We start from the raw sequence: 24487 nt of genomic DNA on the forward strand, positions 1-24487 counted from the left end.
ATATCTAGCTAAGTTAGGTTTCATCTATAAAAAAGCCACCTAGGATATAGGTGGCGATAAGTCTCTGAATGATAGGTCAGTTAGCGTCTGAGGTCGATCAGTTCAGCACCTCTTTTAAACGCTTTCTTTCTTCCTCTGTCATTTCTGTTTTATTCAAAAATGGCATATCAGCACTTTCAACAGAACGGGCCAGAATCCGGGATTTCCAGCGTTCGATATCTTCCCAGCTGTCAAAGACAGCGCCACTCGGTGCAACTTTGAATATATCATCGGTGGGCGTAGAGCTGTGGCATTGGCTACAGCGTTCCGTGATGATTTGCTTTGCGATTTTTTGATCATCAGTCAGCGATGCTTGCGAGGTGGCTACTGCTGAATTCTCCGCAACACTGGCGACCGTCTGTTGTACCACGTTGCGACTTGTTGATTGCCAACTTACAGCAACGGCTAAGACTAACATCGCCGCGGCACCGCTAAGAATGACACTCGGTTTATTTTTTCCAACATGTTTAAGGTTAAAGTAGTGACGAATGTAAGCACTGATGATCAGAACAAAGAAGCCAATTAACCAGTTAAGCGGGTGCTGGTAAATCATTGGGTAATGGTTGCTGATCATCAAAAATATCACGGGCAGGGTGAAGTAGTTATTGTGAATCGAGCGTCGTTTGCCTTCTAACCCCGGTGCCGGATCAACGGTTTCACCTGCGGTCACTTGTGCAACCATTTTACGTTGGCCGGGAATGATTTTGTGGAATACGTTGTTGACCATAATCGAGCCAATTAAAGCACCCATATGGATAAAGGCACCACGCCCACTAAATAATTGGGTAAACCCGTAAAAAAATAGCGCACCAAATGCAAGTAGCACAGCGCTAAACGCCAATGTATTACGGCTTAACGGCGAACGCATTAAGGCTTCATAGACCACCACACCAAGTAGAATTCCGCCCACGCCGACACCGACTGCTTGAAGCGAAGTGAGCTCCATCACTCGCGGGTCAATCAGATAAGCTTGCGCGTTGAAATAGTACATCCAAATCATCAACGCGCTACCTGTTAGCCATGTGGCGTAAGCTTCCCATTTAAACCAATGCAGTTTTTCAGGGATTTTTTCCGGCCCTACTTGGTACTTGGCAACTTCGTAAAACCCTCCTCCATGGACTGCCCACAAATCGCCTTTGATACCTTTATCTTTTTTCCATTTGGGTGGTGTTTCTAAGTTGTTATCCAACCAAGTAAAGTAAAAGCTAGCACCGATCCAGGCAATGCCACAGATCACATGAAACCATTTGATAAATAGGGCTAACCATTCGTAGAGTTGTGGCCACATCATAATATTCCTTGTTAACTAAAATCCTTGAACTTCATTCTGCTAATGTTGGGTTGTGCTTTGCGGGCTAAGCTAAAGTAGCCTCACTTAAGAACAAGCCGATCTTCTATTAACTGCCTCTGTAACTCGAATAGGAGAAAGGAGACAACAGAAGAGGGATGTGGTAATTACCATCGTCGTTTACGGTGAAGTTCACGTCGATGAGCGGAAAAAAAGTGCTGCCGAATTGCGCATCGCAATAGGGAGCGACGAGAAAACGTAGGGTGTAGTGTTGCGTTTCTAAAGTGACTTCGGAAAACGTCGCTCGGCCATCTTGGTCTGTCGTTGTTTCACCAAGGCAAGTTTGATCGTTGAGACGAAATAGCTGTACTTGAATACCGGTTGCGGGCTTTCCGTTTGCTGTATCCAAAACGTGGCAACTGAGTTTTTTCATAGTAAGGCTTCCATCCTAATTTGACTGATTTTCTGTTGTTCTAGCGCGGCTTGGTGTAACTCTTCTTCTCGCGAACGATTGATTCTCGCTTTGAGTAAGTCGAGCATCTCTGGAGCCGTCTTGTTGGTGGCACACACGATAAAGATGAATCCAAATTTATCGTGGTATTCTCGGTTGAGGTTCAGCAGTTCTTGCAACACCTCTGTGGAGGCTTGCTGAACATTCTTTTGCTCTTTTTCGCTGAGGTCTTTGCCCTGTGAATATTTTTTTTCTAGCTTTTAAGATCGCCAATCATTGGGTGGCCAGCGAAGGCTTCCAGCCAGTCGTTTTCTTCTAATTGGGCAAACGCGCTTTCGAAACCCGAGAACACCGCCTGAGCGGAATCAAACGGCATGGCGTCTATCATCGCTTGCTGCCAACGTTGGCTGGTACAAATTCGCTCTAATTGTTCATTACTCAAGCTGATCGCATGGTTCGCTGCACTCATTTATGGCTTTCCTTTATCGTCTTACGTGCTTGGTTGGCTTGCTGCCATTGGTGTTCGTTTGTTTGATCACGATTTTTCGGCAACGGTTTTTGCTGTGTTTTAAATAGCGCCATCAATTCTGCTGTGACAGAGACCGCGACCTCCATGGGTAGCTTGCCTGTAATGTCTGGATGACCAATAGGGCAAGTGAGTTGGTCGAGTAAGGAAGCGTTGGTCAGTTGCTCTTTAAGGCGGAATCGAAAACGCTGATTTTTACCCTCTGAGCCAATCAGGCCGATATAAGCAAATCGTTGGCTTTCAAGTGTGTGTTGAGTTAGCTCAAAGTCCAAACCATGATCTTGGGTCATGATCAATACAAATGCGTTGTCTTTGATGGCTTCTATCGCATCGATAGGGTGAGCATGTAGCTCGGTTTCGATGCCTTTTTCAGACAGCGGTTCTAACCACTCCGGACGGCTATCAATGACTTTTACATGGCAAGGTAGCGCATGCAGCACAGTGGTCAGCGCTTGGCATACGTGTCCTGCGCCAAAAATCACGACTTGCGGAGTTTGGGTTTGAAAGAACTCAAACATCACCTGCACTGCACCACCGCAGCATTGACCAAGATCGGCAGACAGCGCGAAACGTTCAATCAGTGGTTCATCACGCTGAAGCTTGAGGTTCTCACGTGCTTTGGCAATCACTTGGTATTCCAAATTGCCACCACCTAATGTATCGAATTGTCCCTGAGAAGAAATCACCATTTTCGCACCACTTGAGCGTGGAACTGAGCCAACATAAGCCAGTACAGTGGCAATACAGTATGCTTGGCCCTGCTGTTCAAGCTGTTGGCACGCAGACAACCAATTCATAGAACTATCGGACAAATAGGTATTACTCTTCGACAGCATAAGGTACCTCCTGAGTTACTTGCTCTGCCAGCCACTGTTGCTGGTGCTCACAAGCATTAAGGATTTCTTCGCCAGTCGCAGGCGCATGCAGTGCTGGTGCGCATTGGTGTTCACTGATAGAAGCAACAGCATCATAAATGGCGCACCAAACGCTGTTTGCGTGCATGAACGGTGGTTCACCCACTGCTTTGGAGCGATAAATGCTGTATTCCGGGTTTTCTTGATCGTACAGATCAATAGCCAGTTGTTTCGGGTAATCGCCAATGGTTGGTATCTTGTAGTTCATTGGGCTGTTACTCAGCAGTCGCCCATTATCATCCCAGACTAACTCTTCGGTGGTTACCCAGCCGAGACCTTGAATGAATGCACCTTCAATTTGGCCTTTATCTATCGCAGGGTTAAGGCTATTGCCGACATCGTGAAGGATATCAACCTTATCTACGCACATTTCTCCGGTTAGTGTGTCGATCGTGACTTCTGAACAGGATGCGCCGAGTGCAAAGTAGAAGAATGGACGCCCGCTTGCACTTTTGCGGTCATAACCGATTTTCGGTGTCTGATAATAACCTGCAGCTGAGAGAGAAATTCGGTTCATATAAGCAAGCTGAATCAATTCCGCCCAAGACACAGGGTGTTGGTAGTGAGGCGAAGATTCGATACCTACGAGTGTGCCATTGACGATGTCTGCTTCTTCCACCTGATAATGCTGACACGCGAAATTCAGTAGGCGTTGTTTAATTTCCATCGCAGCGTTATGTGCCGCCATACCATTGAGATCGGCACCGGAAGACGCGGCAGTTGGTGAGGTGTTAGGAACTTTGTCGGTACGCGTTGATGTCACTAACACTTTTGCCATATCAATACTGAATGACTGGGCAACAATTTGCTGGATTTTGGTGTGCAAGCCTTGGCCCATTTCCGTACCGCCATGCGATACCTGAAGTGTTCCATCCGTATAAACATGGATCAGTGCGCCTGCTTGGTTAAGGTGAGTGGCGGTAAAAGCGATGCCGAATTTAACGGGAGTCAATGCCAGCCCTTTTTTTAGCACTGGATGACGTTGGTTCCAGTCGTTGATGGCTTCACGACGGGCTCGGTAGTCACTCTGTTCTTCAAGCTGACGCATAATGTCGAGCGTGGCGGCATGTTGTTCCACTTCCATACCATATGGTGTCGTGTTCGCTTCGTCTCGATACAGGTTTTTATAGCGTATATCCAACGAATCTTGACCCGTTTTGATCGCCAATTCTTGCATCGCTTTTTCAATCACGATCATACCTTGAGGACCACCAAAACCACGAAATGCAGTGTGAGATACCATATCGGTTTTGAGTCTGTTACCCACCACACAAGCTTGACCGAGTGAGTAAGCATTGTCTGCATGGAACATGGCTCGGTCGACAATCGCGTCTGAGAGATCAGGTGAGTGACCACACAAACCGTTCACTTCAATATTTGCAGCGGTTATCAAGCCTTGTTCGTCTGCGGCCAGTTGATAACGGTTAAAAAATGGATGACGTTTACCCGTACTTGTCATGTCCACAGAGCGAGGTAGGCGCATTTTTACTGCTCGTTTTGTGTGATGTGCACCAAGTGCGGCCAAACATGCCCACTGAGCGGCTTGGCTTTCTTTCCCCCCAAAACCACCGCCCATACGACGCATATCAACCGTGACGTGGTTGAAACTGATGGCCAGTACTTCGGCGACCAACTTTTGAATCTCAGATGGGTTTTGAGTTGAACAGCGAATGAATATTCCCCCGTCTTCGGTGAGTTCTGCAAGGCTAACTTGACCTTCTAAATAGAAGTGTTCCTGCCCACCCACACGGATGTTGCCCTCGACACAAATAGGTGATTTTTCAAAGACGGTGTGATCAACTTTAGTTCCCATCTGATGAGAGGGTAAAAGGTGATCTTGAACAGCAGATTTCGAATAGCTCATCGCTAAATCATCGCTTTCTTCATACTCGATCTTTGCGAGGTGTGCGGCTTTCCAAGCCAGATCATGACTGGTCGCTAGAATCAAAACAATGGGTTGTCCGAAATACTTAATCTCGTTGTCTATTGTTAATAAAGGGTCGCCTTTAAAGATCGTGCCGATGTCTTTTTCTCCTGGGATGAAAGTCTCAGTTAGCACTTTGATGACGCCTTCAGCACGTTCCACATCCGTGAGATCGAGTTGCGTAATGTGGCCTTTGGCGATTGTGCTGGTAACGACGGCCGCATGTAAGCACCCTTTTGGTGTGGCGTAATCGTCTACATACAATGCTTCGCCACTGACTTGTTTGTCTGCGCTCTCGTGCTTGTACGACTTCCCTACAACTTGTTTGGATTCAGGGAGTAAGGTTTGTCCTGATTCAATCTGAGTTAATTTACGCATCGTGCACCAACCTTGTCTCAATGCTTTGAGACGCTAAGTAAAAACGTTTAAGCAGGTTTTGAACCAACTTGATTCGGTAGGTATTGCTACCTCGAACATCGCTGAGCGGGTTAATAACCTCTGGCACCTTATGTTGCGCGTGCTGCACGACAGAAATAGAAAGAGGACGACCAATAAACAGGGCTTCAAGCTCAGTCAGACGAACAGACTTCGCAGCGACACCGCCAGCAGAAATGATGCATTGGCTCACACACTGTTTGTCATCAAACGCCATGTTGAGGCCTAGAGTGACCGTCGCGATGTCATCTTCATAACGTTTACTGACTTTATAGATCGCATGACGTTCGTTGTTTGCCAGCTGAGGCAAGTGAATGGCACTGATCCATTGGTTGGATTTAAGGGCGGTCTGGCGATAGCCGGTAATGTAGTCTTCTGGCGCCAGCAGTACTTTATCCTCACCATCGTCCAGCTCGATCAGACCATGCAAACTGATAAGCAGAGGAGCAATATCACCAATAGGCGATGCATGACCAAGGCTTCCACCTAATGTTGCTCTGTTACGTATGGTTAAGCTTCCCAAGCGCTCAACCACTTCATCTGCGGTAGGGAAGTGCTGTTTAAAAAACTGATGTACTTGCGTCATCGGAACGGCTGCACCAATACGCCAGCCCGAAGAGGTTTCCGTGATAGTCAACAGATCATCAACGTGAGAGAGATCGATCAGTTGCGCAAGCGATTTATGCTGTTGGGTCACTTCTAGTGATAAGTCGGTACCACCTGCGATGATTTTTGCTTGTGGCATGCTTTTGATGGCTTGCGCAAGTTGTTGTCTATTTTGCGGGCGGGCATAATTCGGTTCGTCTACAGACTTAACGGACTCTAGCCATTGTTTCACTTCGGCTTCATTGGCACTTAACGGGTCGTCAATTTGGCTTTGAGCAATTTCGTCAGCGACAGTAATCAGTGGGCCATAGCCCGTGCAGCGGCACAAGTTGCCTGATAGATACTGTTTAGGGCTCTCTGGTGTTTTTTGTTGCTTCGATAGGGCATACAGCGACATCACAATTCCGGGTGTACAAAAGCCACATTGTGAACCGTGGTGGTTGACCATCGATTGTTGTACTGGGTGGAGTTGCTTGCCTTGTTTTAGATGCTCGACGGTAATGATCTGCTTACCATGTAAAGCGTGAATCGGTGTAATGCAAGCATTGATCTGTCTATAATTCAGTTGTTGTTCGTTGTCGAGATCAACCACAACAACCGTACACGCGCCACAATCGCCGCTCGCACACCCTTCTTTGGAGCCTGTCATGTGCCTTTCGTCACGCAAGTAATTGAGAAGCATCGTGTCTGCTTTTGCTGATGTCACTTGAACGACATCATTGTTAATCATGAGCTCTAGCATAACTTCCTCTGTTCATTATTATTAAAAACCTGTCCATATGGTCAACTCACAATCCTTAAAGTGCTTTTGCTGACGTATCGAAAGCATAAGCTGAGGCGAATCCGGTATTTGTTTAGCCTTTTACGGCTTAATCCTTTTATGGGATCGAGAACGTCTTGTTGGCAATAGGTTCAATGGCTTGTAATAGGGTTAAAGCAAAAACCTGACCAATTGGTCGTATTTTAAAAAATAACTTTCCATTTTTAGCTGAAGGCTTATACCTCAAGCATAATAGGCGTGCTAGAAAACCCCAATTTTTGCTAGGCTTTTAGTTGGGAGCTTGGGTTGTGTACAATTTTGGTGCTAACTCTTGTATACATTGCACTCATTTGATGCAGTTAGAGTTTTGTGCCTGACGCGATACCTGTTGCCAGTAAGGAAGGTTATAAAAAAACAGGGTTGGCGCGCATCTTGTTTAGTGTGTAGGAAAAACGTGAAAAGAGACCAAGGAGTGAACTTGACGGTAGAAGTAGGGCAAACAAAGCGAGCGAATGTTGGAGAAATCAGACGGCGTAATGAAGAGTTAATTCTTCAAGCGGCGGCGGATGAGTTCGTCAAACATGGTTATAAAGGCACATCTGTACAAGCGATTGCGGACAGAGTGAATTTGCCCAAGGCCAATCTGCTATATTACTTTAAGTCAAAAGCAGGCATCTATAAGGCACTGTTAAAAGACATACTCACACTATGGAATGATGGCTTTTCAGAACAAGCCGCCATGCTGTCGCCAGACGTCGTGTTAAGAAATTACATCATTGGAAAGATGCAATACAGCCGTACTCACCCCAAGGAGTCGAAGATCTTTGCTCAAGAGATCATTCAAGGCGCCCCCATTATTGCGGATTCCATCCAGTTCCCGATGGTCAATTGGGCGGCAGGCAAAGCCACCATTATTCAATCCTGGATTGATCAGGGGCTGATTCGCCCAGTAGAGCCGCTACACCTTCTGTTTTTAATCTGGGGAGCAACGCAGTTTTACGCCGACTTTGATACTGAAATCCAATTGATTAAAGGCGCACCAATGTCGGATGAAGAATTCGAAAATGCTAAGGAGTTTGTCGTGGATATGGTATTGCGGGGGTTACAAGTCACGGATGCGCAGTAGCAGCATAGCAACGCATCAATTAGGCTATCGGGCCTCGTCTTTAAACACTAATGAGTTAATAGCATGAATTTTCTTCATGTTGAACATTACGTAATACCATTGTTATTCATGTATCCAAATCGTTATAAATTACTTAACAAATAATGATAATCGGATTCGACCTCAGCTCGGTTTTGCCATCAATCGTGGAATGATACACGCTCATCGTATCAACGCTTAGCTCAGGTTAATCTCAGAAAATGGATATAAAGTCACCATGAATACGGATTTTGCCTTTAAGATTAAGAGTCTTTGTCTCGATGAAAATTATCGACCATCAGACAATACACGCATCACAACCAATTTCGCGAACTTGGCTCGAGGGGAGCATCGTCAAGCCAACCTAAGAAACGCATTAACCATGATTAACGATCGTTTTAATGCATTAGCAACTTGGGATAACCCAACCGGGGACCGTTACGCTGTCGAGTTAGAAATCATTTCGGTGGACATCGATCTTGAAGGACGTGGTGACGCTTTCCCGTCGATTGAAGTGTTAAAAACCAATATTGTTGACCGAAAAACCAATCAGCGTATTGAAGGGATTGTCGGCAACAACTTCTCTTCATACGTTCGTGACTACGATTTTAGTGTGCGCTTGCTTGAGCACAATAAAGGGCAGCCGAATTTCAGTATTCCTGATGACTTTGGTGATTTGCACGGGAAGATTTTTAAGGCTTTTGTTAATTCACAGAGCTACAAAAACAACTTTAGTAAGCCGCCAGTCATTTGTTTAAGCGTATCGGATAGTAAAGTCTATCAACGGACAGAAAACGAGCATCCGGTGTTAGGTTATGAATACACGCCGAACGAATCATCGTTAACGGAGCAGTATTTCAAAAAGATGGGCTTACAGGTTCGTTATTTCATGCCAGAAGGCAGTGTCGCGCCTTTCGCTTTCTACTTCTTTGGTGATTTACTCAACGATTACTCTAACCTTGAGTTGATCAGCACCATTAGCACAATGGAGACATTTCAAAGAATTTACCGACCAGAAATTTATAATGCGCATGAGGTTGCAGGAGAGCGCTACCAACCTAATTTGAAAAACCAAGCGCATTCATTAACTCAAATTGTTTACGACCGTGAAGAACGCAGCAGATTGGCGGTTGATCAGGGTAAGTTTGCTGAAGAGAACTTCATCAAGCCTTATCAATCGGTATTAGAGCAGTGGTCTGCTACCTACGCTTAACCGTTAGCCAAGCTTCATTTTTCCAAACAGCTAACAACTAACAGCTAACAACTAACAACTAACAATAAACAGAATTAACGGTCTAAACTATGAAAAAACTATTTCCTACTTCAACGGCAGGCAGCCTGCCTAAGCCAACGTGCTTGCTCAACCTGAAGTACTTTGGTCTCCTTGGAAACTTGAAGAGCAAGCACTCATTGACGGCAAACAAGATGCATTACGCGTAGCGTTACAAGAACAACAGCATGCAGGCGTCGATATTGTCAGTGACGGCGAGCAAACCCGCCAGCACTTTGTGACTACGTTTATTGAGCACTTAAACGGCGTTGATTTTGAAAACCGCAAAACAGTGAAAATCCGTGACCGATATGACGCAAGTGTCCCAACGGTTGTGGGGCCTGTTTCTCGCCAAAAATCGGTGTTTGTCGAAGACGCCAAATTTTTACGCCAACAAACTAAGCAACCCATCAAATGGGCATTGCCTGGTCCTATGACAATGATCGACACACTCTACGATGATCACTACCAAAGTCGTGAAAAATTAGCTTGGGAGTTTGCCAAAATCCTCAACCAAGAAGCCAAAGAATTAGAGGCGGCGGGTGTGGACATTATTCAATTTGATGAGCCTGCATTTAACGTGTTCTTTGATGAGGTCAACGATTGGGGCATCGCGACGTTAGAACGAGCGATAGAAGGGCTTAAATGCGAAACCGCAGTACACATTTGTTATGGGTATGGCATAAAAGCGAATACCGATTGGAAGAAAACGTTGGGTACGGAATGGCGTCAGTACGAAGAAGTTTTCCCTAAGCTACAAAAATCGAATATCGATATCATTTCTCTCGAGTGCCACAATTCTCGCGTGCCAATTGAGTTGCTTGAACTGATTCGCGGTAAAAAGGTGATGGTTGGGGCGATTGATGTTGCAACCAACACGATTGAAACGCCAGAGGAAGTGGCCGAAACATTACGAGAAGCCCTTAAGTATGTCGATGCCGATAAGCTTTATCCTTGTACTAACTGTGGTATGGCGCCTTTATCGCGCGATGTCGCAAGAGGAAAGCTCAATGCGCTAAGTGCAGGTGCCGAAATCTTGAGAAAAGAGCTTTCAGCCTAAGACCCTAGGATTTGGGAGTCTCTGAGTGTTGACTCCCAAACGATTTGCTGTCTTATCATTTACTCGATACGAAAGTAAACCTAAACAACCGCTGGTGGTCTGGACTGCCCGCTTATGCGCCTGAGACGTGACAACGCTTGATCTCTTCAATCAGAGCCTTAGCTAATGGTGAGGCTGAATTGTTTTTCAGTGTAATCAGCATCACAGGGATCTGATAAGTGTATTTTTCAGGCAGAATCGGTTTAAACAATCCCTTTTCGACCCAACTGCTGGCGTAGTGCTCAGGCAGATAACCAATAAATGCGCCTGATAAAATCAAATGTGCAATCCCTTCATCGTGATAGGCGGTGGCGCTGTTTTGATAGTTTAGTGCATCGTTACGGGTCTCTTTATCTCGCATGTAGTTACTGGTGATGACTTCTGCTTGTTGTAACAGTGTTTCGATTTCTGAAGGCTGACAATCAAACAGAGGATGACCTTTACCACAATATAAGTAGTTCGTTTCATTATGCAGCGGAAAGTAATCGAGTCCGCGTAGTTGATGACGACTGACGCCGATCCCTGCCAATGACCGCCCATTCACAACCGACGTTTCCACTTCACGCGCCTCACATACGTTGATATCAAACTGTAAGTTATTGCTTCTACTTTTCAGCGCTGAAATGACATCAGCCACATGGCAACGTGGGTCATTGACTAACGTATCAATCATTGCAATGGTGACTCGGCCTGATAGTTCGTTTTTAGAACTCGCAACAGTGGCGGCAAACGCGTCACACTGCTGAAGTAACTCTAAGGAGGCTTGATAGGTGACACGTCCTGCTTCGGTTACTTCAAACCCACTTCGACCACGTTTACACAGTTTCAGCCCAAGCCGTAGTTCGAGATCAGACAGGTGCGAGCTGATGGTCGAGCGTCCGATGTTTAAGCGAGATTCTGCCGCCGACAATCCACCACATTCCACAATGGCAACAAAAACCCTCAACATACGTAAATCCACATCTTGAACCTGCATGGTGTGACCTCTTCTCTTTAGTTCGATAAATCCGGAATAAACTACGAACATTATGCTTTTATAAAACTTACAGAGCAAGTTAGCATAGGAACATAATAAGCAGTCTGATAGTCGATTATCAGCAAGTTAGGAGAAAAGTGATGTTTAGATATGGTGTAGACCGACTAAACCTAGATATTGTAAACGGAATTGCTGATGGCAGCATCAAAGCGGAATTGTGTGAAGAAGCGTTGGATAAAATCAACGCAAGCCGTCGTAACGTAGAGATCATCGCGTCTTCGGACAAAGCGGTGTACGGCATCAATACGGGATTTGGCCCTCTATGTGATACTCAAATTTCGCCTCAAGAAACGCACCTGCTACAAAAAAACTTGCTGATTACTCACGCAGTTGGTGTTGGGGAGCCGATTGCCAAACCTATTTCCAAGCTTATGCTGATCACCAAAGTTCACGCTTTAAGTCAGGGATACTCAGGTATTCGTCTAGACGTGATTCAACGTATGTTGGCGTTTATCGAACTGGATCTTATTCCTGTTGTTCCTGAGCAAGGCTCAGTGGGCGCATCAGGTGACTTGGCCCCTCTTTCTCACTTGTTTTTGCCATTAATTGGCGAAGGTGAGTTTTGGTTAGGGGACACTATCGTTCCTGCGGCACAAGCGCTGCGTGAAAACGGCTTGGAGCCATTGGAACTGCATGCCAAAGAAGGTTTGGCATTGATCAACGGAACACAGTTTATTCTCTCTCATGCCATTACCGCACTCACCAAAATGCGTTACTTACTTGATTTGGCCGATCTTGCGGGCGCAATGAGTATTGAAGGTATGCAGGGCAGTGGTTCTCCATTTAGAGAAGAGCTCCACTTAACACGTGCATTTGCGGGCAACATTGAAGTTGCAGCGCGCATGAGACGATTCTTTAAAGACTCAGAAAACATGGCTTCTCATGCCGATTGTGTTCGGGTGCAAGACCCATATTCATTGCGCTGTATTCCTCAGGTACATGGTGCCTCTCGCAATGCATTCAACCATTTGAAAGAACTCGCAGAAATCGAGATGAACTCGGTGACCGATAACCCAATAGTGATCAGTGCAGAAGAAGCAATTTCTGGTGGTAGTTTCCATGGTCAACCACTCGCCATGGTGTTGGACTATGCTTCTATTGCCGCTGCCGAGCTTGGCAATATTGCGGATCGTCGTTGTTATTTATTACTTGAAGGTCAGCACGGTTTGCCGCGTCTATTGACATCTTCTGGCGGTCTTAACTCTGGCATGATGATCCCACAATACGCAACGGCCGCATTGGTTACTGAGAACAAATCGCTTTGTTTCCCACCATCTGCGGACAGCGTGCCAACATCGATGGGACAGGAAGATCACGTTTCCATGGGTAGTATCTCTGGGAGAAAGCTGAATCAGATCTTGGGCAACCTAGAAAAAATCTTAGCTATCGAATTAATGTATGCCGCACAAGCGCTCGAGTTTAGACGTCCAAATAAATGCTCAGATCTGATTGAAGAAAACTTCCAGATCATTCGTGAAAAAGTGGCGAAGCTCGAAGAAGATCGTCTATTGAAGCCAGACATTGATGCGATGATTACTCTGGTAAAAACACAAGCATTTAACGTTAACTAAGGGAGCCTCGAAATATGGAAACGATATTGGATTTTCAACAACAAATTAAACAAGGCATTCCTAGTACTTTGCCGGAAGCGAAGCCATATCCGGCAGGAGTAAACCGCGCTCCTAAGCGTAAAGACATTCTAACCGCAGAAGAGAAGCAGTTGGCGATTCGTAATGCGTTGCGTTACTTCCCGAAAGAATGGCATCACGAACTGGCAGAAGAATTTGCTCAGGAACTGAAAGACTTCGGTCGCATCTACATGTACCGCTTTAAGCCAAACTACAGCATGAAAGCTCGCTCTATTTCTGACTACCCTGCGAAGTGTGAGCAAGCGGCGGCGATCATGTTAATGATTGACAATAACTTAGACCCAGCGGTTGCTCAGCACCCAGAAGAACTGATCACCTACGGTGGTAATGGCGCGGTATTCCAGAACTGGGCACAATATCTGCTGACGATGAAATACCTCAGCGAAATGGAAAGTGATCAGACTTTGCATTTGTATTCAGGTCATCCTATGGGGCTGTTTCCATCATCGGAAGATGCGCCTCGCGTTGTGGTCACGAATGGCATGATGATTCCGAATTACTCAAAGCCTGATGATTGGGAAAAATTTAACGCATTAGGTGTGACTCAATACGGCCAGATGACGGCTGGCTCGTTCATGTACATTGGTCCACAAGGTATCGTACACGGCACGACAATCACGGTAATGAACGCATTCCGTAAGGTTCTGGAAAAAGACCAAAGCCCGAAAGGTAAAATCTTCCTGACTGCTGGCCTTGGCGGCATGAGTGGAGCGCAGCCAAAAGCCGGTAATATCGCAAACTGTATTACCGTGTGTGCAGAAGTGAACCCGAAAGCAGCAACCAAGCGTCATCAGCAAGGTTGGGTGGACGAGTTGATCGACAATATGGACGCGTTAGTCGCACGTGTTCGCGAAGCGCAAGCGAACGAAGAAGTCGTATCGATTGCCTTTATTGGTAACGTGGTTGATGTTTGGGAAACCTTCTATGAGCAGGACATCTTCATTCACCTTGGTTCGGATCAAACGTCGCTGCATAACCCTTGGTCAGGCGGCTACTACCCTGTCGATATCAGTTATGAAGAATCGAATCGTCTTATCCGCGAAGAACCTGACTTGTTCAAGACAAAAGTCCAGGACACGTTGAAACGCCACGCTGATGCGGTAAACAAACACACCGCTCGTGGTACTTACTTCTTTGATTACGGTAATGCCTTCTTGCTTGAAGCATCTCGTGCTGGTGGCGATGTGATGGCAGAAAATGGTATCGACTTTAAATACCCATCCTACGTACAAGACATACTTGGTCCTATGTGTTTTGACTATGGTTTTGGTCCTTTCCGTTGGGTTTGTACGTCAGGTAAGCCTGAAGACCTTGATAAAACCGATGCGATTGCCGCCGATGTGCTGAAGAAGATCATGGCCGAGTCGCCAGAAGAAATTCAACAGCAGATGCAAGACAATATCACTTGGATCCAAGATGCGAAGCAGAACAAGCTCGTCGTCGGTTCACAAGCGCGAATTCTTTATGCAGATGCGCAAGGTCGTATGGAAATTGCGAAAGCGTTTAACGATGCGATTGAACGTGGTGAAATTGGTCCTGTGGTCCTTGGTCGTGACCACCACGATGTTAGTGGTACCGACTCGCCGTTCCGTGAAACGTCAAACATCTACGATGGCAGTCGCTTTACGGCGGATATGGCGATTCACAACGTGATCGGCGATGGCTTCCGCGGTGCAACCTGGGTGTCAATCCACAACGGTGGCGGTGTTGGTTGGGGTGAAGTGATCAACGGCGGTTTTGGTATGCTACTTGACGGTAGTGAAAGCGCGGAGCGTAGACTCAAGTCGATGCTGCTGTTTGATGTTAACAATGGTATTGCACGTCGTAGTTGGGCACGCAATAAAGAAGCGAACTTTGCTATCCAACGTGAAATGGAGAGAACACCGAAGCTTAAGGTGACGTTAGCGAATCAAGTTGACGATGACATCATCAATGACCTGAAATTCTAACCCATCCAATCAACAAACCGATGACTCTAACCAAGCAACGTTAGAGTCATCGACTACCTGGTCCTGTGATCGAACCTTTCTATCTAGAAAAGCTGAGGGCCGGAACCAGCTACCGTTTTTTGAACCCGATAGAGTCGCCAGCGTGGATCTCTTACGTGTTAAACTTCACGCGTAAATGCTCGCCGATTTTTATTGATAGACGACCATAAAATGCTCTAATACCAACAACATGTCCTCTGTTGGTTCAATATCCAATTCTTCACACTCTTGGCTAAAAAATTGCCAATGTGCTTCTCTCCACCACTTAAGCGACTTATCGCCTTCTCCCTCTTCTGCGGCAAACTCAGCGGTTACTTCGCGAAATTTACATTGGCTCACAGAGGTGATTTCGATAATGCATCTCGGATTGCCGTCCCAGTCCGTCACGACTTGCAGGTGACCGACTTCTGGCATCACTTCCCCTTTATTGCTGTACCAATACGCCATACTGCACGATGCGCGCTTCTCGCCACGTACGATGAGATCGGCACAGACATTTGCGTTGTACTCATCGGCACAAAAATAGTCTGCACTAAAAGAGGTATATTTTTGTGCGATATCAGAAGGTAACGAACCTAAATACTCATTTAAATAAGATTGACTTTTTCCTTCCATGACTCTTCATTTCCACGTTATATGAACCGTTCTTAATTCTATTTCACGTCATTGTACTTGTTGGTAAAGTGGCACGTATACGGTGAGCGACAAATTATCTTAATCTTTGTTGTTGAATGAGACGTTTCCCTGCAAAGATATGAAATGTAGCTGCATTTTAAATCTAAAACGAAATAGAATGACGCTACATTTAGTGGCCAATGGATATGGATAAAACCATGAATAAACAAACCAATACTTATCTTGGCGTGACATTCAATGTTATCGGCTCCGCGCTATTTGCGGCAATGTTTGCTTATGCCTCATTACTGGGAGAAATAGGCAGCCAAGAGGTTTATGGATGGCGTATCCTGTTTACTATTCCCCTGTTGACCATTTTTATTTTAAGTAATGGTTACTGGCCTCAGGTCCAAGATATCGTTAGCCGCTTGTTTCGCGAACGCTATTTCTTGCTCACTCGTTTGCTTTCTTCTTTTTTAATTGGCATTCAATTGTGGTTGTTTATGTGGGGCCCTGTTAACGGCTATGGATTAGCGGTGTCATTGGGGTACTTTATAATGCCTATCACCATGGTAGCAGTGGGTTGGGTAGCGTTTAAAGATAAATTGTCACGGTTCCAAAAATTGGCTTGTCTGTTTGCTGTCGTTGGCGTTTTAAATCAGTTGGCGATTTCCCAAACGCTAAGCTGGCCGACACTGGTGGTGTGCTTGGGGTACCCAATTTATTTTTGGTTACGCCATAAAACAGGCACCAATCATATTGGGGGTATCTGGTTTGATATGTTGCTGAGCCTGCCATTTAGCGTCTACTTTATCGTTAACGGTGGCCACGTTCTGTATACGCTTCCAACAAGTTACAACGCACTTTGGCTGGTCTTTGGACTGGGTATCATCAGCGCACTCGCCCTCGCGTTTCAGTCGTTGTCGGCACCACATCTAAACTTAAGCTTATTCGGGCTGTTGGTGTACGTTGAACCCGTGATGCTGGTGTTGGTGGCCATTTTATTAGGAGAAACCATCGCTCCCGCCGAATGGCCGACATACATTGCAATTTGGTTGGCTGTGATTGTTTTGATCGCTGAAGGATATGTAAGCTTGAAGAGAAGGCCAAGGACAGTGAAGTAACTTCATTTCAGAGCAGTCAAACAAAGTTACACAAAAAAGCAGCGAATCGCCGCTTTTTATATTTCAGATGTTATATTTCAGATGATTTCAGACCGAGTAGTCTTTGTTTACCACATCAGATCGTCTGGTACGACGAACTCTGCATATGGGTCGTCTTCTGCTGGAATATCGGCTTCAGGTTCTTTCTGATCAATGATCACAGATTCGTCACGTTGGGCGATTTTGTTTGCTACACCACGAGGAATCACAACGTAGCTCTCACCGACAGCACGATGGCTAAGATACCTTTGATTAACTGATCTCGAACTACTGAGTCCACGTAAAGTGATTTCACCAGAGTGCCGTCGGTAAAATTGTATTTGATGTCGCCATCTTTCAAATCAATCTTGTTCATATCAATCAGTTGATTAATTTGCGCTCTGAGCTCTTTACTCAAACGTTCGGCGTTTTGTTGCTGGCTCAACTCTTTGTCTCGTTCTAACTGCTGGCGTTTACTTTCTTCAACCGCAGCTTTCACTTCGCGTGCTTGTACGCGGGATTTTTTTGAGCCTTTCTTGGCTTTCTTTAGTTTTTTCTCATTCACTAAGCCAGCTTTCAGCATTTGTTCTTGAAGGGTTAGTTTTGCCATGTTCCATCCAGTTAGTACGCAATTTTGACTATTTTAACCAGTCCTTATCAGCAAGGAAAGGGCAGGGAAGAGAAGTCGGGCAAATACGTCCGGTGAGAGGGAACAAAACGCACGCCTGTTCCCTGTTTTACATGCAGACATTTCTAGAGGTAGACTCCCGATTCCATAGTAATGATCAATTCCTTTTTATCGCTGGGGAAGGCAATAAGTCACTCGGCGTTTTAGATGACGTTGTTGAGCGGGGTGCCGCTAAAGCGATAGCGATAAGGACGAACATCGCCCCCAAAAGCTGAGGCAACGTTAAGGTTTGGTCGAGGATGAGAAAGCCTAATACACATGCCGATACACTGCTGAGAAAACCAAGAAATGATACGGTTACTGGCGGTAGCTTCTCTATACCTCGGAACCAAAGGGAGTAGCTTAAAATCGCGCCGATCACACATAAATATAAATACCCAATATAATTGGGCAAACTTAAATGTGTAGGAAGTCCTTCAGCCCATAGAGTGATAGGAAGTAACATCAGCCCACCAAAAAACAACTGCCAACCAGTGAAGCTCAGTAAAGTCATGCCACTGGGCCTTCCCCATTTTTTTGTTAGCACCACACCAGAAGCCATACTTAATGTACCCACACAAGCAACAGCAACACCTGCCAAATGAATTTGTACTGAGCTGTTAATTACTAACAACACTATGCCTAAAATTCCAACCACACTTGCCATAATGTGATGCAATGAAAGTTCTGAATTTAGCCACTTCCAACTGAATAGGATCACAACGATAGGTTGCAAAGACATCACTATCGCTGCCATTCCTCCGGGTAAGTAAGTCGCAGCAAAGAATAGGCAGTAGAAAAACAACCCGATATTTAATAAGCCGAGTAATGCAAGGCGCACTAGCCATTTGCGATCAGGTAGCGTTTTGCTTAGTAGAACTAAAAATAAACCGGCAGGTAACGCTCGAAGCGTTGCTGCAAGTAGCGGGCTTTCTGATGGTAGCAACTCTGTGGTGACCACGTAGGTGCTTCCCCATACGATAGGTGCTATAGCCGTCAAACCAATCGTCTTTATCTGATGTAATCCTTTCATACTGAAACCTTAATAATTACTTTATAAAAGTATCTTTTATAAAAGATACTTTTTATAAAGTAATGGAGGTTTAGTTTTTGATCAAGTATCTTTTGAAAAAGATATTTATGGAGAAAGAGAAATGTCATTAGATAGCGTCGATACCATACTCTCTCAATGGGAGCGCGTTAGACCTGATCTAGACTGTTCTTCGATGGGGGTGGTTGGTCGCCTTCGTCGTACCAGCAATGTTTGGAAGAACAAAATGGATAAGGTTTTCAAAGACTATCAATTAAGTAGTATTGAGTTTGATATCTTAGCGACAATACGTCGAAGCGATCCTTCCGGTATCACACCAACCGAGTTATACAAAACACTTATGCTTTCTTCTGGCGCTGTCAGCACGCGTTTGGAGCAACTGGTAAAAGAGGGACTTGTTGAACGTCTTTCTAGCGAATATGACCGACGCAGTTGTAAAGTGACGTTGACCGACAAAGGGGTCGAACTTGTTGATACTGCATTAAACGCTCATGTTGGAAATATGGATAATATGCTGAATGCTTTGACGAAAAAAGAGCAAGATCAGCTTGCCGGTTTACTGCGTAAAGTATTGGTTTATGAAGAAAATGGTAAAGCTAATATTCGTCGGTGATCGCAATGATTTCAGCCTTTTAACTAGGCGTCCCCATCCGAACAAAATTTAACTGCGAAACGTCAACAGACCCTAGCGCAATTTTATTTTAGTTCCCGGCTTGATTTAACACTCCCTATCAAAATGCCGACTTGGAAATCAAAGTCGGCATTCAGTACGACTTGTTGCCGTTATTTAGCGTTCCACTGTTTCGACGTGACTAGGTTATCCATCACTTTGTTGATGGCTCGATGTGCTTTATCGATGATGGTATCGACGTCATGACGAGTGGTAATCAGTGGTGGTGCAAAACCAAGAATATCGCCGTGCGGCATAGCTCGCGCAATCAGGCCTACGTCCATACATGCGGCGGAGATCTGCGGTCCGACTTTTAAGTTAGGGTCAAAGTGTGCGCGACTCAGTTTGTCTGGCGAAAACTCCAGTGCGTGCAACAAGCCAATACCACGAGAATCACCAACGAGTGGGTGATCTGCAAAAGTTTCCCTCATGCGTTGTTGCAAGTAAGCGCCCACATCTGCTGCGTTTTGTACTAGGCCTTCGCGCTCAATAATGTCTAAATTGCAGTTTGCTGCCGCTGCGCCCATCGGGTGACCAGAATAGGTATAACCGTGGCCGATAGCTCCCCATTGGTCGGTGCCGTTTTCAAGTACATTCCATACTTTTTCTCCGACAATCACCCCTGATAGCGGTTGGTAAGCTGAGGTTAAGCCTTTGGCTACGGTGATTAAATCGGGTTTCATATCATAGTGAATAGAACCAAAATCCGCGCCTAAACGGCCAAAACCACAGACGACTTCGTCCGCGATCAACAGAACATCGTATTTATCGAGGACTTTGCGAATGGCTTGCCAGTAACCTTCAGGAGGTGGCACGATACCACCCGTTCCGAGAACGGGTTCGGCGATCATCGCAGCAACGGTGTCTGGACCTTCTGCCAGGATCATGTCTTCGAGCTGATCCGCACAGTACTGAGAAAACTCAAGCTCTGACATGCTGTCGTCTTCGCGGCGGTAGTAGTAGGGGGCCATTGTGTGTTTGATACGCTCTAGTGGCAAATCAAAATGGGCATGAAAGAGTGGTAGCCCAGTCATGGAGCCCGATGCGATGCTCGAGCCATGGTAGGCGCGATCACGAGAGATGATTTTTTTCTTTTCTGGCAGACCGCGAACATTATTGTAGTACCACACCAGTTTGAGCTGAGTTTCGTTGGCATCGCTGCCGGACATGCCGTAGTACACTTTGCTCATGCCTTCGGGGGCCATTTTTATAATGCGGTCTGACAGTTTCACCAGAGCTTCGTTAGTATGTCCAACATAGGTGTGATAATAAGCCAGTTCCTTTGCTTGTTCGTAAATGGCATCGGCCATCTCTGTTCTGCCATAACCAATATTGACGCAGTACAATCCCGCAAATCCGTCGATCAGTTCAATACCTTCTGAGTCGGTAATACGTATCCCGCTTGCACTGGAAATTATTCTGCCTGGTAGCTCACCAGCAGCATACTGCTTTAAGTGGGTTGAAGCATGAAATACGCGCTGACGGTCAATCTCTAATAATTGCTGGGTTTTATTACTCATAAGCCTTCTCCTTTCGCATCTTATTTCATTTCAACTGCCACTTGCACTGGGTAAGTTACCCAAGCAGCAGTACTTTATTTCGCTAAATTCTTCAAAGCCGTAGCGGCTGCCTTCTCGCCCAAGTCCGGACTGTTTTACTCCACCAAATGGGATGGGATGCCCAGTCATCTTGACGGAATTGACGCTCACCATGCCAAATTCCAAGCCGCGTAGGCATTGCCAGATCTGATGAATATCATGACCATAAACGTATGCGGCTAATCCATACTCGGTGTCATTACTCATCTCAATTACATGGCTTAAATCTTGGTAGGGAAGCACGCCCGCGACTGGGCAAAAGTTTTCTTCCCGATACACGGCCATATCAGGTGTTACGTCGGCAATTAGAGTGGGGGCGAAGAAGTTTGGCCCTGGCACCAACTCCTGATCGCCTGCTACCAGTGTTGCGCCTTTATCGAGTGCGTCACGCACTAAATCATGGGCTTTTTCGACAGCGGATCGATTGATCAATGGTCCCATGGTGGCTTTTTCGTCCAACCCGTTACCTAGTACAATCTTGTTCATTTCATTGCGAAAGGCATTGAGAAAGTCATGGTATTTATGCTGGGGGACAAAAATACGATTGGCGGCTAAGCAGTCTTGACCCGCGGTTTGAAACTTAGCCTCTACTGCTGCTTTGGCCGCAAGCTCGACTTCCATATCTGGTAATACGATAAACGGTGCATTGCCACCGAGTTCCATACTGCATTTTTTTACGGTTTGCGCTGCATCTCGCAGGAGCAATTTGCCAACGCGTGTGGATCCCGTAAAAGACAGTGCTTTGACTTTGTCTGAACAGCAAAGTGTTTGCGAAATCATGGCTGCATCGCCTGTGACGACATTGAAAACGCCGGGCGGAAAGCCCGCGCGGTCCGCAAGCTCTGCCAAAGCAAGAGAGGAAAAGGGGGTCTCGCTCGCTGGCTTGATGATTACTGGGCACCCAATCGCTAATGCAGCAGCCGCTTTTCGTGTCACCATGGCGTTAGGGAAGTTCCAAGGCGTAATTAGTGCGGCAACACCGATGGGCTCTCGAATTGTAGAGAGTTGCGCGTTCGGTATGTGGCTGGGAATGGTTTCTCCGTAGCTGCGCCTCGCTTCTTCGGCAAACCAACGAATGAATGAGGCTCCGTATTCAATCTCGCCTATTGCATCGTTTAAGGGTTTTCCCTGTTCCATTACCATTAAACGGGCTAGATCGGGTTTGGCATTCAGAATCAGATCATGCCAACGCATCAGTATGCTGGCGCGTTGCTCAGCTTGCATTTTCCGCCATAGCTGAAAAGCACGATCAGCATCATCAATCGTCTGGTATATCTGTTGCTGGGACAGTCGGGTCGTATAACCAATCACGGTATTATCTACGGGATTTGTCACCGGATGGAAACGATTTCCACTTGTCCATTTACCGTTGACGTAAGCAAGCCCTCGGACTAAACGTACATCTTTCATGATAGCCATCATGTCGTGCGATGCTTTCATTTCGTCTTTCGGGTTGAGTTTGTCGCTATTAAAGCGGTGAAGTGCTGCCATAAATCCTTCTCCCTGCGTTATCGTCCATAAATAAACTGTAGTGGAGGAGGGGGAGGATTAATTTCTGATGCATGGCGCTGTATCGTGAAGTTTTTCTGTTTAGTCCGGTGATAGATGGTGATTTTTCTTGTTGAGTGCGCAGGGAGACTTATGTCAATCACAGCGATTATTCAAAACCCGGCGCTCTGCTTAATCTCTAACGAATCTGAATCTCGTTTGATGGTTTTGGTCACGATATAAGTAAAGTAGCGTTCAATGCCCACTTCAGAGTCGAGCCATTTGTCGATAAGTCTTTGGTATTGGTCGATGTCTTCCGATTGAATTTTAAGAATGTAATCCACACCACCACCAGTGGCATAGCATTCAGTCACTTCGGGGGTATGTTTCACCAACTCTTCAAACCGTTTAAACGCTTGTGCATTGTGTTCTTTTAAAGACACTTCGACCATGACCGAGGTTTTCTTAAGTAAAACGTCGGTATTTACCTTGGCACCATATCCTTGGATGATGCCCGCTTGTTCAAGTTTCTTTACGCGCTCCCAGCATGGACTTACCGACAGATTAATTTCTGCTGCTAGGTGAGATTTGGTGATACGACCGTTGTTATGAAGGATCTGTAGAATTTTAACGTCGTAGCGATCAAGGCGCATGGGGCTCTCCGTATTACATCGTTTGGGACAAGTCTAGCGAATTTGTGCTTAACACGTTTAGTTAACGCATCAGCTTTCAGATAATCTAGGTTGTGTAAATCGTGGTTAATGACTCAATGTTTAACGAATAAATGTCGTGGGAAGTCACACAAGGTTTTTGCTCCGAGTCGGGTAATCACAATGCTTTCTGTCGTTTCTAAACCCCAATCTTTAAACCAAAGACCGGGCATGAAGTGGAAGGTCATGCCTTCTTGCAGAACGGTTTTGTCGGTATCTCGAAGGCTCATGGTTCGCTCACCCCAGTCGAGGGTAGCTCAGGCCAATTGGATAACCACAACGCGCCCCTTCGCGTGAAAAGCCTGCTTTATCGAGGACTTTGTTTAATGCATTAGCAATATCGGCGCAGGTGTTGCCGGGTTTGGCGACTTCTAACCCAGCCTCTAGGCCGCGTGTTAGTGCTTCATCGGCTCGCTTAAACTTATCATCGGGTTCACCTAAGAAAATGGTACGAGAGAGAGGGCAGTGATAGCGACGGTGCGCTCCTGCGATTTCAAAAAACGTCCCTTCTCCTTTTTTAAACGGCTTATCATCCCAAGTTAAATGGGGCGCGGATGCGTCTGCTCCGGAAGGTAACAAGGGGACGATCGCAGTATAGTCGCCAAAATGATCCTCGTAACCTAGCACTGCCTGACGATTGATTTCCGCAACCAAATGATGCTTAGGCAATCCGGGCTCTATCATGTCGAAGGCGACGCGGTGCATGTTTTCAACGATTCGTGCAGCACGGTACATATAAGCCAGTTCTTGATCTGATTTCACCGCGCGGCACCAGTTCACCATCCCTGTAGCATCAAGTAACTGCGCGTTAGGTAGGTGAGTAAGTAGCGATTCATAAGCAGTGGCACTGAAGTAATAGTTGTCTTTTTCGACGCCAATCCGACCGCGATCCCAACAGCGTGGTGTTAGAACGGCCTCAACCAGATAATCCATCGGGTGCAGAGGCGGGTTCATGACGTAATGATCGGGGTAGGACGTGATATTTTCGACAGACATATACGCAGTACGGTATGCCCCATTGGCATCATGATAGCGGCCGAACCAAATCGGATCACTTTCTGGCCCAACAATGACACATTGTGGTACATAAAAAGACCAGCCATCATACCCGGTCAGCCATGACATGTTGGATGGGTCATGGATAATGAGCACATCTAACTCTTGTTCGAGCATCGATTGTCGAACTTTCGATAAACGTTCCTGGTACTCTTCCAACGTAAAATGCATAGTAATGCCCCGCATACACTCTCCTTGTTGAAACCCGATGCTCTTCGATGAGCGTCTAATCCTGTTAGCAGGTCACTTGGCCTGCATTCGCTTTTAACCCTGAATCCCATAAACCTTATTTTCGGGTTAAAAACATGGATGCATTGATTGACTCCTTGCGCTATCCGACCCCACAGATAAAAACAAGTGT

The 24487-nt window shown here is 45.9% G+C and carries 18 protein-coding genes and 4 pseudogenes; 7 read left to right on the top strand and 15 right to left on the bottom strand.

Annotation, left to right across the window (positions count from 1 at the left end; all coding sequences use genetic code 11):
- Positions 1-97 precede the first annotated feature (97 nt).
- The 7 genes and pseudogenes from SU60_RS12945 to xdhA all read right to left on the bottom strand — a co-directional run bounded on the left by SU60_RS12945 (position 98) and on the right by xdhA (position 6925).
- On the bottom strand, positions 98-1330 hold the full coding sequence (locus SU60_RS12945) for a urate hydroxylase PuuD (protein WP_041155865.1): 1233 nt from the start codon (positions 1328-1330) through the stop codon (positions 98-100).
- A 106-nt stretch (positions 1331-1436) separates the two neighbouring features.
- The gene (gene uraH / locus SU60_RS12950) at positions 1437-1760 is read right to left on the bottom strand and encodes a hydroxyisourate hydrolase (protein WP_041155866.1); all 324 of its coding nucleotides are present in this window, start codon (positions 1758-1760) and stop codon (positions 1437-1439) included.
- A pseudogene (locus SU60_RS22645) lies at positions 1757-1966 on the bottom strand (2-oxo-4-hydroxy-4-carboxy-5-ureidoimidazoline decarboxylase); the annotation flags it as partial. The gene uraH and the pseudogene SU60_RS22645, both read right to left, overlap by 4 nt.
- 65 nt (positions 1967-2031) lie before the next feature.
- Positions 2032-2247 (bottom strand): 2-oxo-4-hydroxy-4-carboxy-5-ureidoimidazoline decarboxylase, encoded by a 216-nt coding sequence (locus SU60_RS22650; protein ID WP_280806721.1) that lies wholly within the window; start codon positions 2245-2247, stop codon positions 2032-2034.
- Entirely contained in the window at positions 2244-3140 is an 897-nt protein-coding gene (gene xdhC, locus SU60_RS12960; protein ID WP_041155867.1) for a xanthine dehydrogenase accessory protein XdhC, read from the bottom strand. The genes SU60_RS22650 and xdhC overlap by 4 nt, the downstream gene beginning before the upstream one ends.
- Positions 3124-5520 (bottom strand): xanthine dehydrogenase molybdopterin binding subunit, encoded by a 2397-nt coding sequence (xdhB, locus tag SU60_RS12965; protein ID WP_041155868.1) that lies wholly within the window; start codon positions 5518-5520, stop codon positions 3124-3126. Before xdhB ends, xdhC begins: the two co-directional genes overlap by 17 nt.
- Positions 5513-6925 (bottom strand): xanthine dehydrogenase small subunit, encoded by a 1413-nt coding sequence (gene xdhA / locus SU60_RS12970; RefSeq protein ID WP_041155869.1) that lies wholly within the window; start codon positions 6923-6925, stop codon positions 5513-5515. Before xdhA ends, xdhB begins: the two co-directional genes overlap by 8 nt.
- A gap of 496 nt (positions 6926-7421) precedes the next feature.
- Between xdhA and SU60_RS12975 the strand changes: the two genes are divergently transcribed.
- From SU60_RS12975 to SU60_RS12985, 3 genes and pseudogenes are all read left to right on the top strand, one after another.
- Positions 7422-8069, top strand: a complete 648-nt coding sequence (locus tag SU60_RS12975; RefSeq protein ID WP_041155870.1) for a TetR family transcriptional regulator C-terminal domain-containing protein — start codon at positions 7422-7424, stop codon at positions 8067-8069.
- A gap of 256 nt (positions 8070-8325) precedes the next feature.
- Complete coding sequence (locus SU60_RS12980) at positions 8326-9300, top strand: DUF1852 domain-containing protein (protein WP_041155871.1); 975 nt, start codon at positions 8326-8328, stop codon at positions 9298-9300.
- An 89-nt stretch (positions 9301-9389) separates the two neighbouring features.
- Positions 9390-10417: pseudogene (locus SU60_RS12985) on the top strand (methionine synthase).
- Between the two features lie 112 nt (positions 10418-10529).
- Here the strand turns inward: SU60_RS12985 and SU60_RS12990 are convergent.
- Positions 10530-11432 carry a LysR family transcriptional regulator gene (locus SU60_RS12990; RefSeq protein ID WP_041155872.1) on the bottom strand — a complete coding sequence of 301 codons (903 nt, stop codon included), beginning with the start codon at positions 11430-11432 and terminating at the stop codon, positions 10530-10532.
- A gap of 140 nt (positions 11433-11572) precedes the next feature.
- Between SU60_RS12990 and hutH the strand changes: the two genes are divergently transcribed.
- Together hutH and SU60_RS13000 are read left to right on the top strand one after the other, a co-directional pair.
- Positions 11573-13063 carry a histidine ammonia-lyase gene (gene hutH, locus SU60_RS12995; RefSeq protein ID WP_245228405.1) on the top strand — a complete coding sequence of 497 codons (1491 nt, stop codon included), beginning with the start codon at positions 11573-11575 and terminating at the stop codon, positions 13061-13063.
- Positions 13064-13077: 14 nt separating this feature from the next.
- Positions 13078-15090, top strand: a complete 2013-nt coding sequence (locus SU60_RS13000) for a urocanate hydratase (RefSeq protein ID WP_041155874.1) — start codon at positions 13078-13080, stop codon at positions 15088-15090.
- A gap of 189 nt (positions 15091-15279) precedes the next feature.
- On the opposite strand, the gene SU60_RS13005 is transcribed toward SU60_RS13000, so the two are convergent.
- Positions 15280-15744, bottom strand: a complete 465-nt coding sequence (locus SU60_RS13005; protein WP_041155875.1) for an ASCH domain-containing protein — start codon at positions 15742-15744, stop codon at positions 15280-15282.
- A 218-nt stretch (positions 15745-15962) separates the two neighbouring features.
- On the opposite strand from SU60_RS13005, the gene rarD reads away from it, so the two are divergent.
- Positions 15963-16868: an EamA family transporter RarD gene (gene rarD / locus SU60_RS13010; RefSeq protein ID WP_041155876.1), complete on the top strand. Its 906-nt coding sequence runs from the start codon at positions 15963-15965 to the stop codon at positions 16866-16868.
- Between the two features lie 107 nt (positions 16869-16975).
- Here rarD and SU60_RS13015 read toward each other — a convergent pair.
- A pseudogene (locus SU60_RS13015) lies at positions 16976-17496 on the bottom strand (DUF2058 domain-containing protein).
- 175 nt (positions 17497-17671) lie between these two features.
- Entirely contained in the window at positions 17672-18586 is a 915-nt protein-coding gene (locus SU60_RS13020) for a DMT family transporter (RefSeq protein ID WP_041155877.1), read from the bottom strand.
- A gap of 121 nt (positions 18587-18707) precedes the next feature.
- Here SU60_RS13020 and SU60_RS13025 point away from each other — a divergent pair, with 121 nt between their 5' ends.
- Positions 18708-19217 (top strand): MarR family winged helix-turn-helix transcriptional regulator, encoded by a 510-nt coding sequence (locus tag SU60_RS13025; RefSeq protein WP_041155878.1) that lies wholly within the window; start codon positions 18708-18710, stop codon positions 19215-19217.
- A gap of 170 nt (positions 19218-19387) precedes the next feature.
- Here the strand turns inward: SU60_RS13025 and SU60_RS13030 are convergent, their stop codons facing one another.
- The 4 genes and pseudogenes from SU60_RS13030 to SU60_RS13045 form a co-directional block, all read right to left on the bottom strand.
- Positions 19388-20794 (bottom strand): aspartate aminotransferase family protein, encoded by a 1407-nt coding sequence (locus SU60_RS13030; protein WP_041155879.1) that lies wholly within the window; start codon positions 20792-20794, stop codon positions 19388-19390.
- A gap of 30 nt (positions 20795-20824) precedes the next feature.
- Positions 20825-22363, bottom strand: coding sequence for an NAD-dependent succinate-semialdehyde dehydrogenase (locus SU60_RS13035; protein WP_041155880.1), 1539 nt, complete (start codon positions 22361-22363; stop codon positions 20825-20827).
- A 170-nt stretch (positions 22364-22533) separates the two neighbouring features.
- Complete coding sequence (locus tag SU60_RS13040) at positions 22534-23013, bottom strand: Lrp/AsnC family transcriptional regulator (RefSeq protein WP_041155881.1); 480 nt, start codon at positions 23011-23013, stop codon at positions 22534-22536.
- Between the two features lie 113 nt (positions 23014-23126).
- Positions 23127-24312 (bottom strand): annotated as a pseudogene (locus SU60_RS13045) (M24 family metallopeptidase).
- Positions 24313-24487: the final 175 nt, after the last annotated feature.

The organism is Vibrio mytili (assembly GCF_000830505.1).
Lineage (GTDB): Bacteria > Pseudomonadota > Gammaproteobacteria > Enterobacterales > Vibrionaceae > Vibrio > Vibrio mytili.

Bases quoted from the DNA above. Each gene is read 5' to 3' on its own strand.
- SU60_RS12945 (WP_041155865.1), bottom strand. From the start codon at position 1,330: ATGATGTGGCCACAACTCTACGAATGGTTAGCCCTATTTATCAAATGG.
- uraH (WP_041155866.1), bottom strand. From the start codon at position 1,760: ATGAAAAAACTCAGTTGCCACGTTTTGGATACAGCAAACGGAAAGCCC.
- SU60_RS22650 (WP_280806721.1), bottom strand. From the start codon at position 2,247: ATGAGTGCAGCGAACCATGCGATCAGCTTGAGTAATGAACAATTAGAG.
- xdhC (WP_041155867.1), bottom strand. From the start codon at position 3,140: ATGCTGTCGAAGAGTAATACCTATTTGTCCGATAGTTCTATGAATTGG.
- xdhB (WP_041155868.1), bottom strand. From the start codon at position 5,520: ATGCGTAAATTAACTCAGATTGAATCAGGACAAACCTTACTCCCTGAA.
- xdhA (WP_041155869.1), bottom strand. From the start codon at position 6,925: ATGCTAGAGCTCATGATTAACAATGATGTCGTTCAAGTGACATCAGCA.
- SU60_RS12980 (WP_041155871.1), top strand. From the start codon at position 8,326: ATGAATACGGATTTTGCCTTTAAGATTAAGAGTCTTTGTCTCGATGAA.
- SU60_RS12990 (WP_041155872.1), bottom strand. From the start codon at position 11,432: ATGCAGGTTCAAGATGTGGATTTACGTATGTTGAGGGTTTTTGTTGCC.
- hutH (WP_245228405.1), top strand. From the start codon at position 11,573: ATGTTTAGATATGGTGTAGACCGACTAAACCTAGATATTGTAAACGGA.
- SU60_RS13000 (WP_041155874.1), top strand. From the start codon at position 13,078: ATGGAAACGATATTGGATTTTCAACAACAAATTAAACAAGGCATTCCT.
- SU60_RS13005 (WP_041155875.1), bottom strand. From the start codon at position 15,744: ATGGAAGGAAAAAGTCAATCTTATTTAAATGAGTATTTAGGTTCGTTA.
- rarD (WP_041155876.1), top strand. From the start codon at position 15,963: ATGAATAAACAAACCAATACTTATCTTGGCGTGACATTCAATGTTATC.
- SU60_RS13020 (WP_041155877.1), bottom strand. From the start codon at position 18,586: ATGAAAGGATTACATCAGATAAAGACGATTGGTTTGACGGCTATAGCA.
- SU60_RS13025 (WP_041155878.1), top strand. From the start codon at position 18,708: ATGTCATTAGATAGCGTCGATACCATACTCTCTCAATGGGAGCGCGTT.
- SU60_RS13030 (WP_041155879.1), bottom strand. From the start codon at position 20,794: ATGAGTAATAAAACCCAGCAATTATTAGAGATTGACCGTCAGCGCGTA.
- SU60_RS13035 (WP_041155880.1), bottom strand. From the start codon at position 22,363: ATGGCAGCACTTCACCGCTTTAATAGCGACAAACTCAACCCGAAAGAC.
- SU60_RS13040 (WP_041155881.1), bottom strand. From the start codon at position 23,013: ATGCGCCTTGATCGCTACGACGTTAAAATTCTACAGATCCTTCATAAC.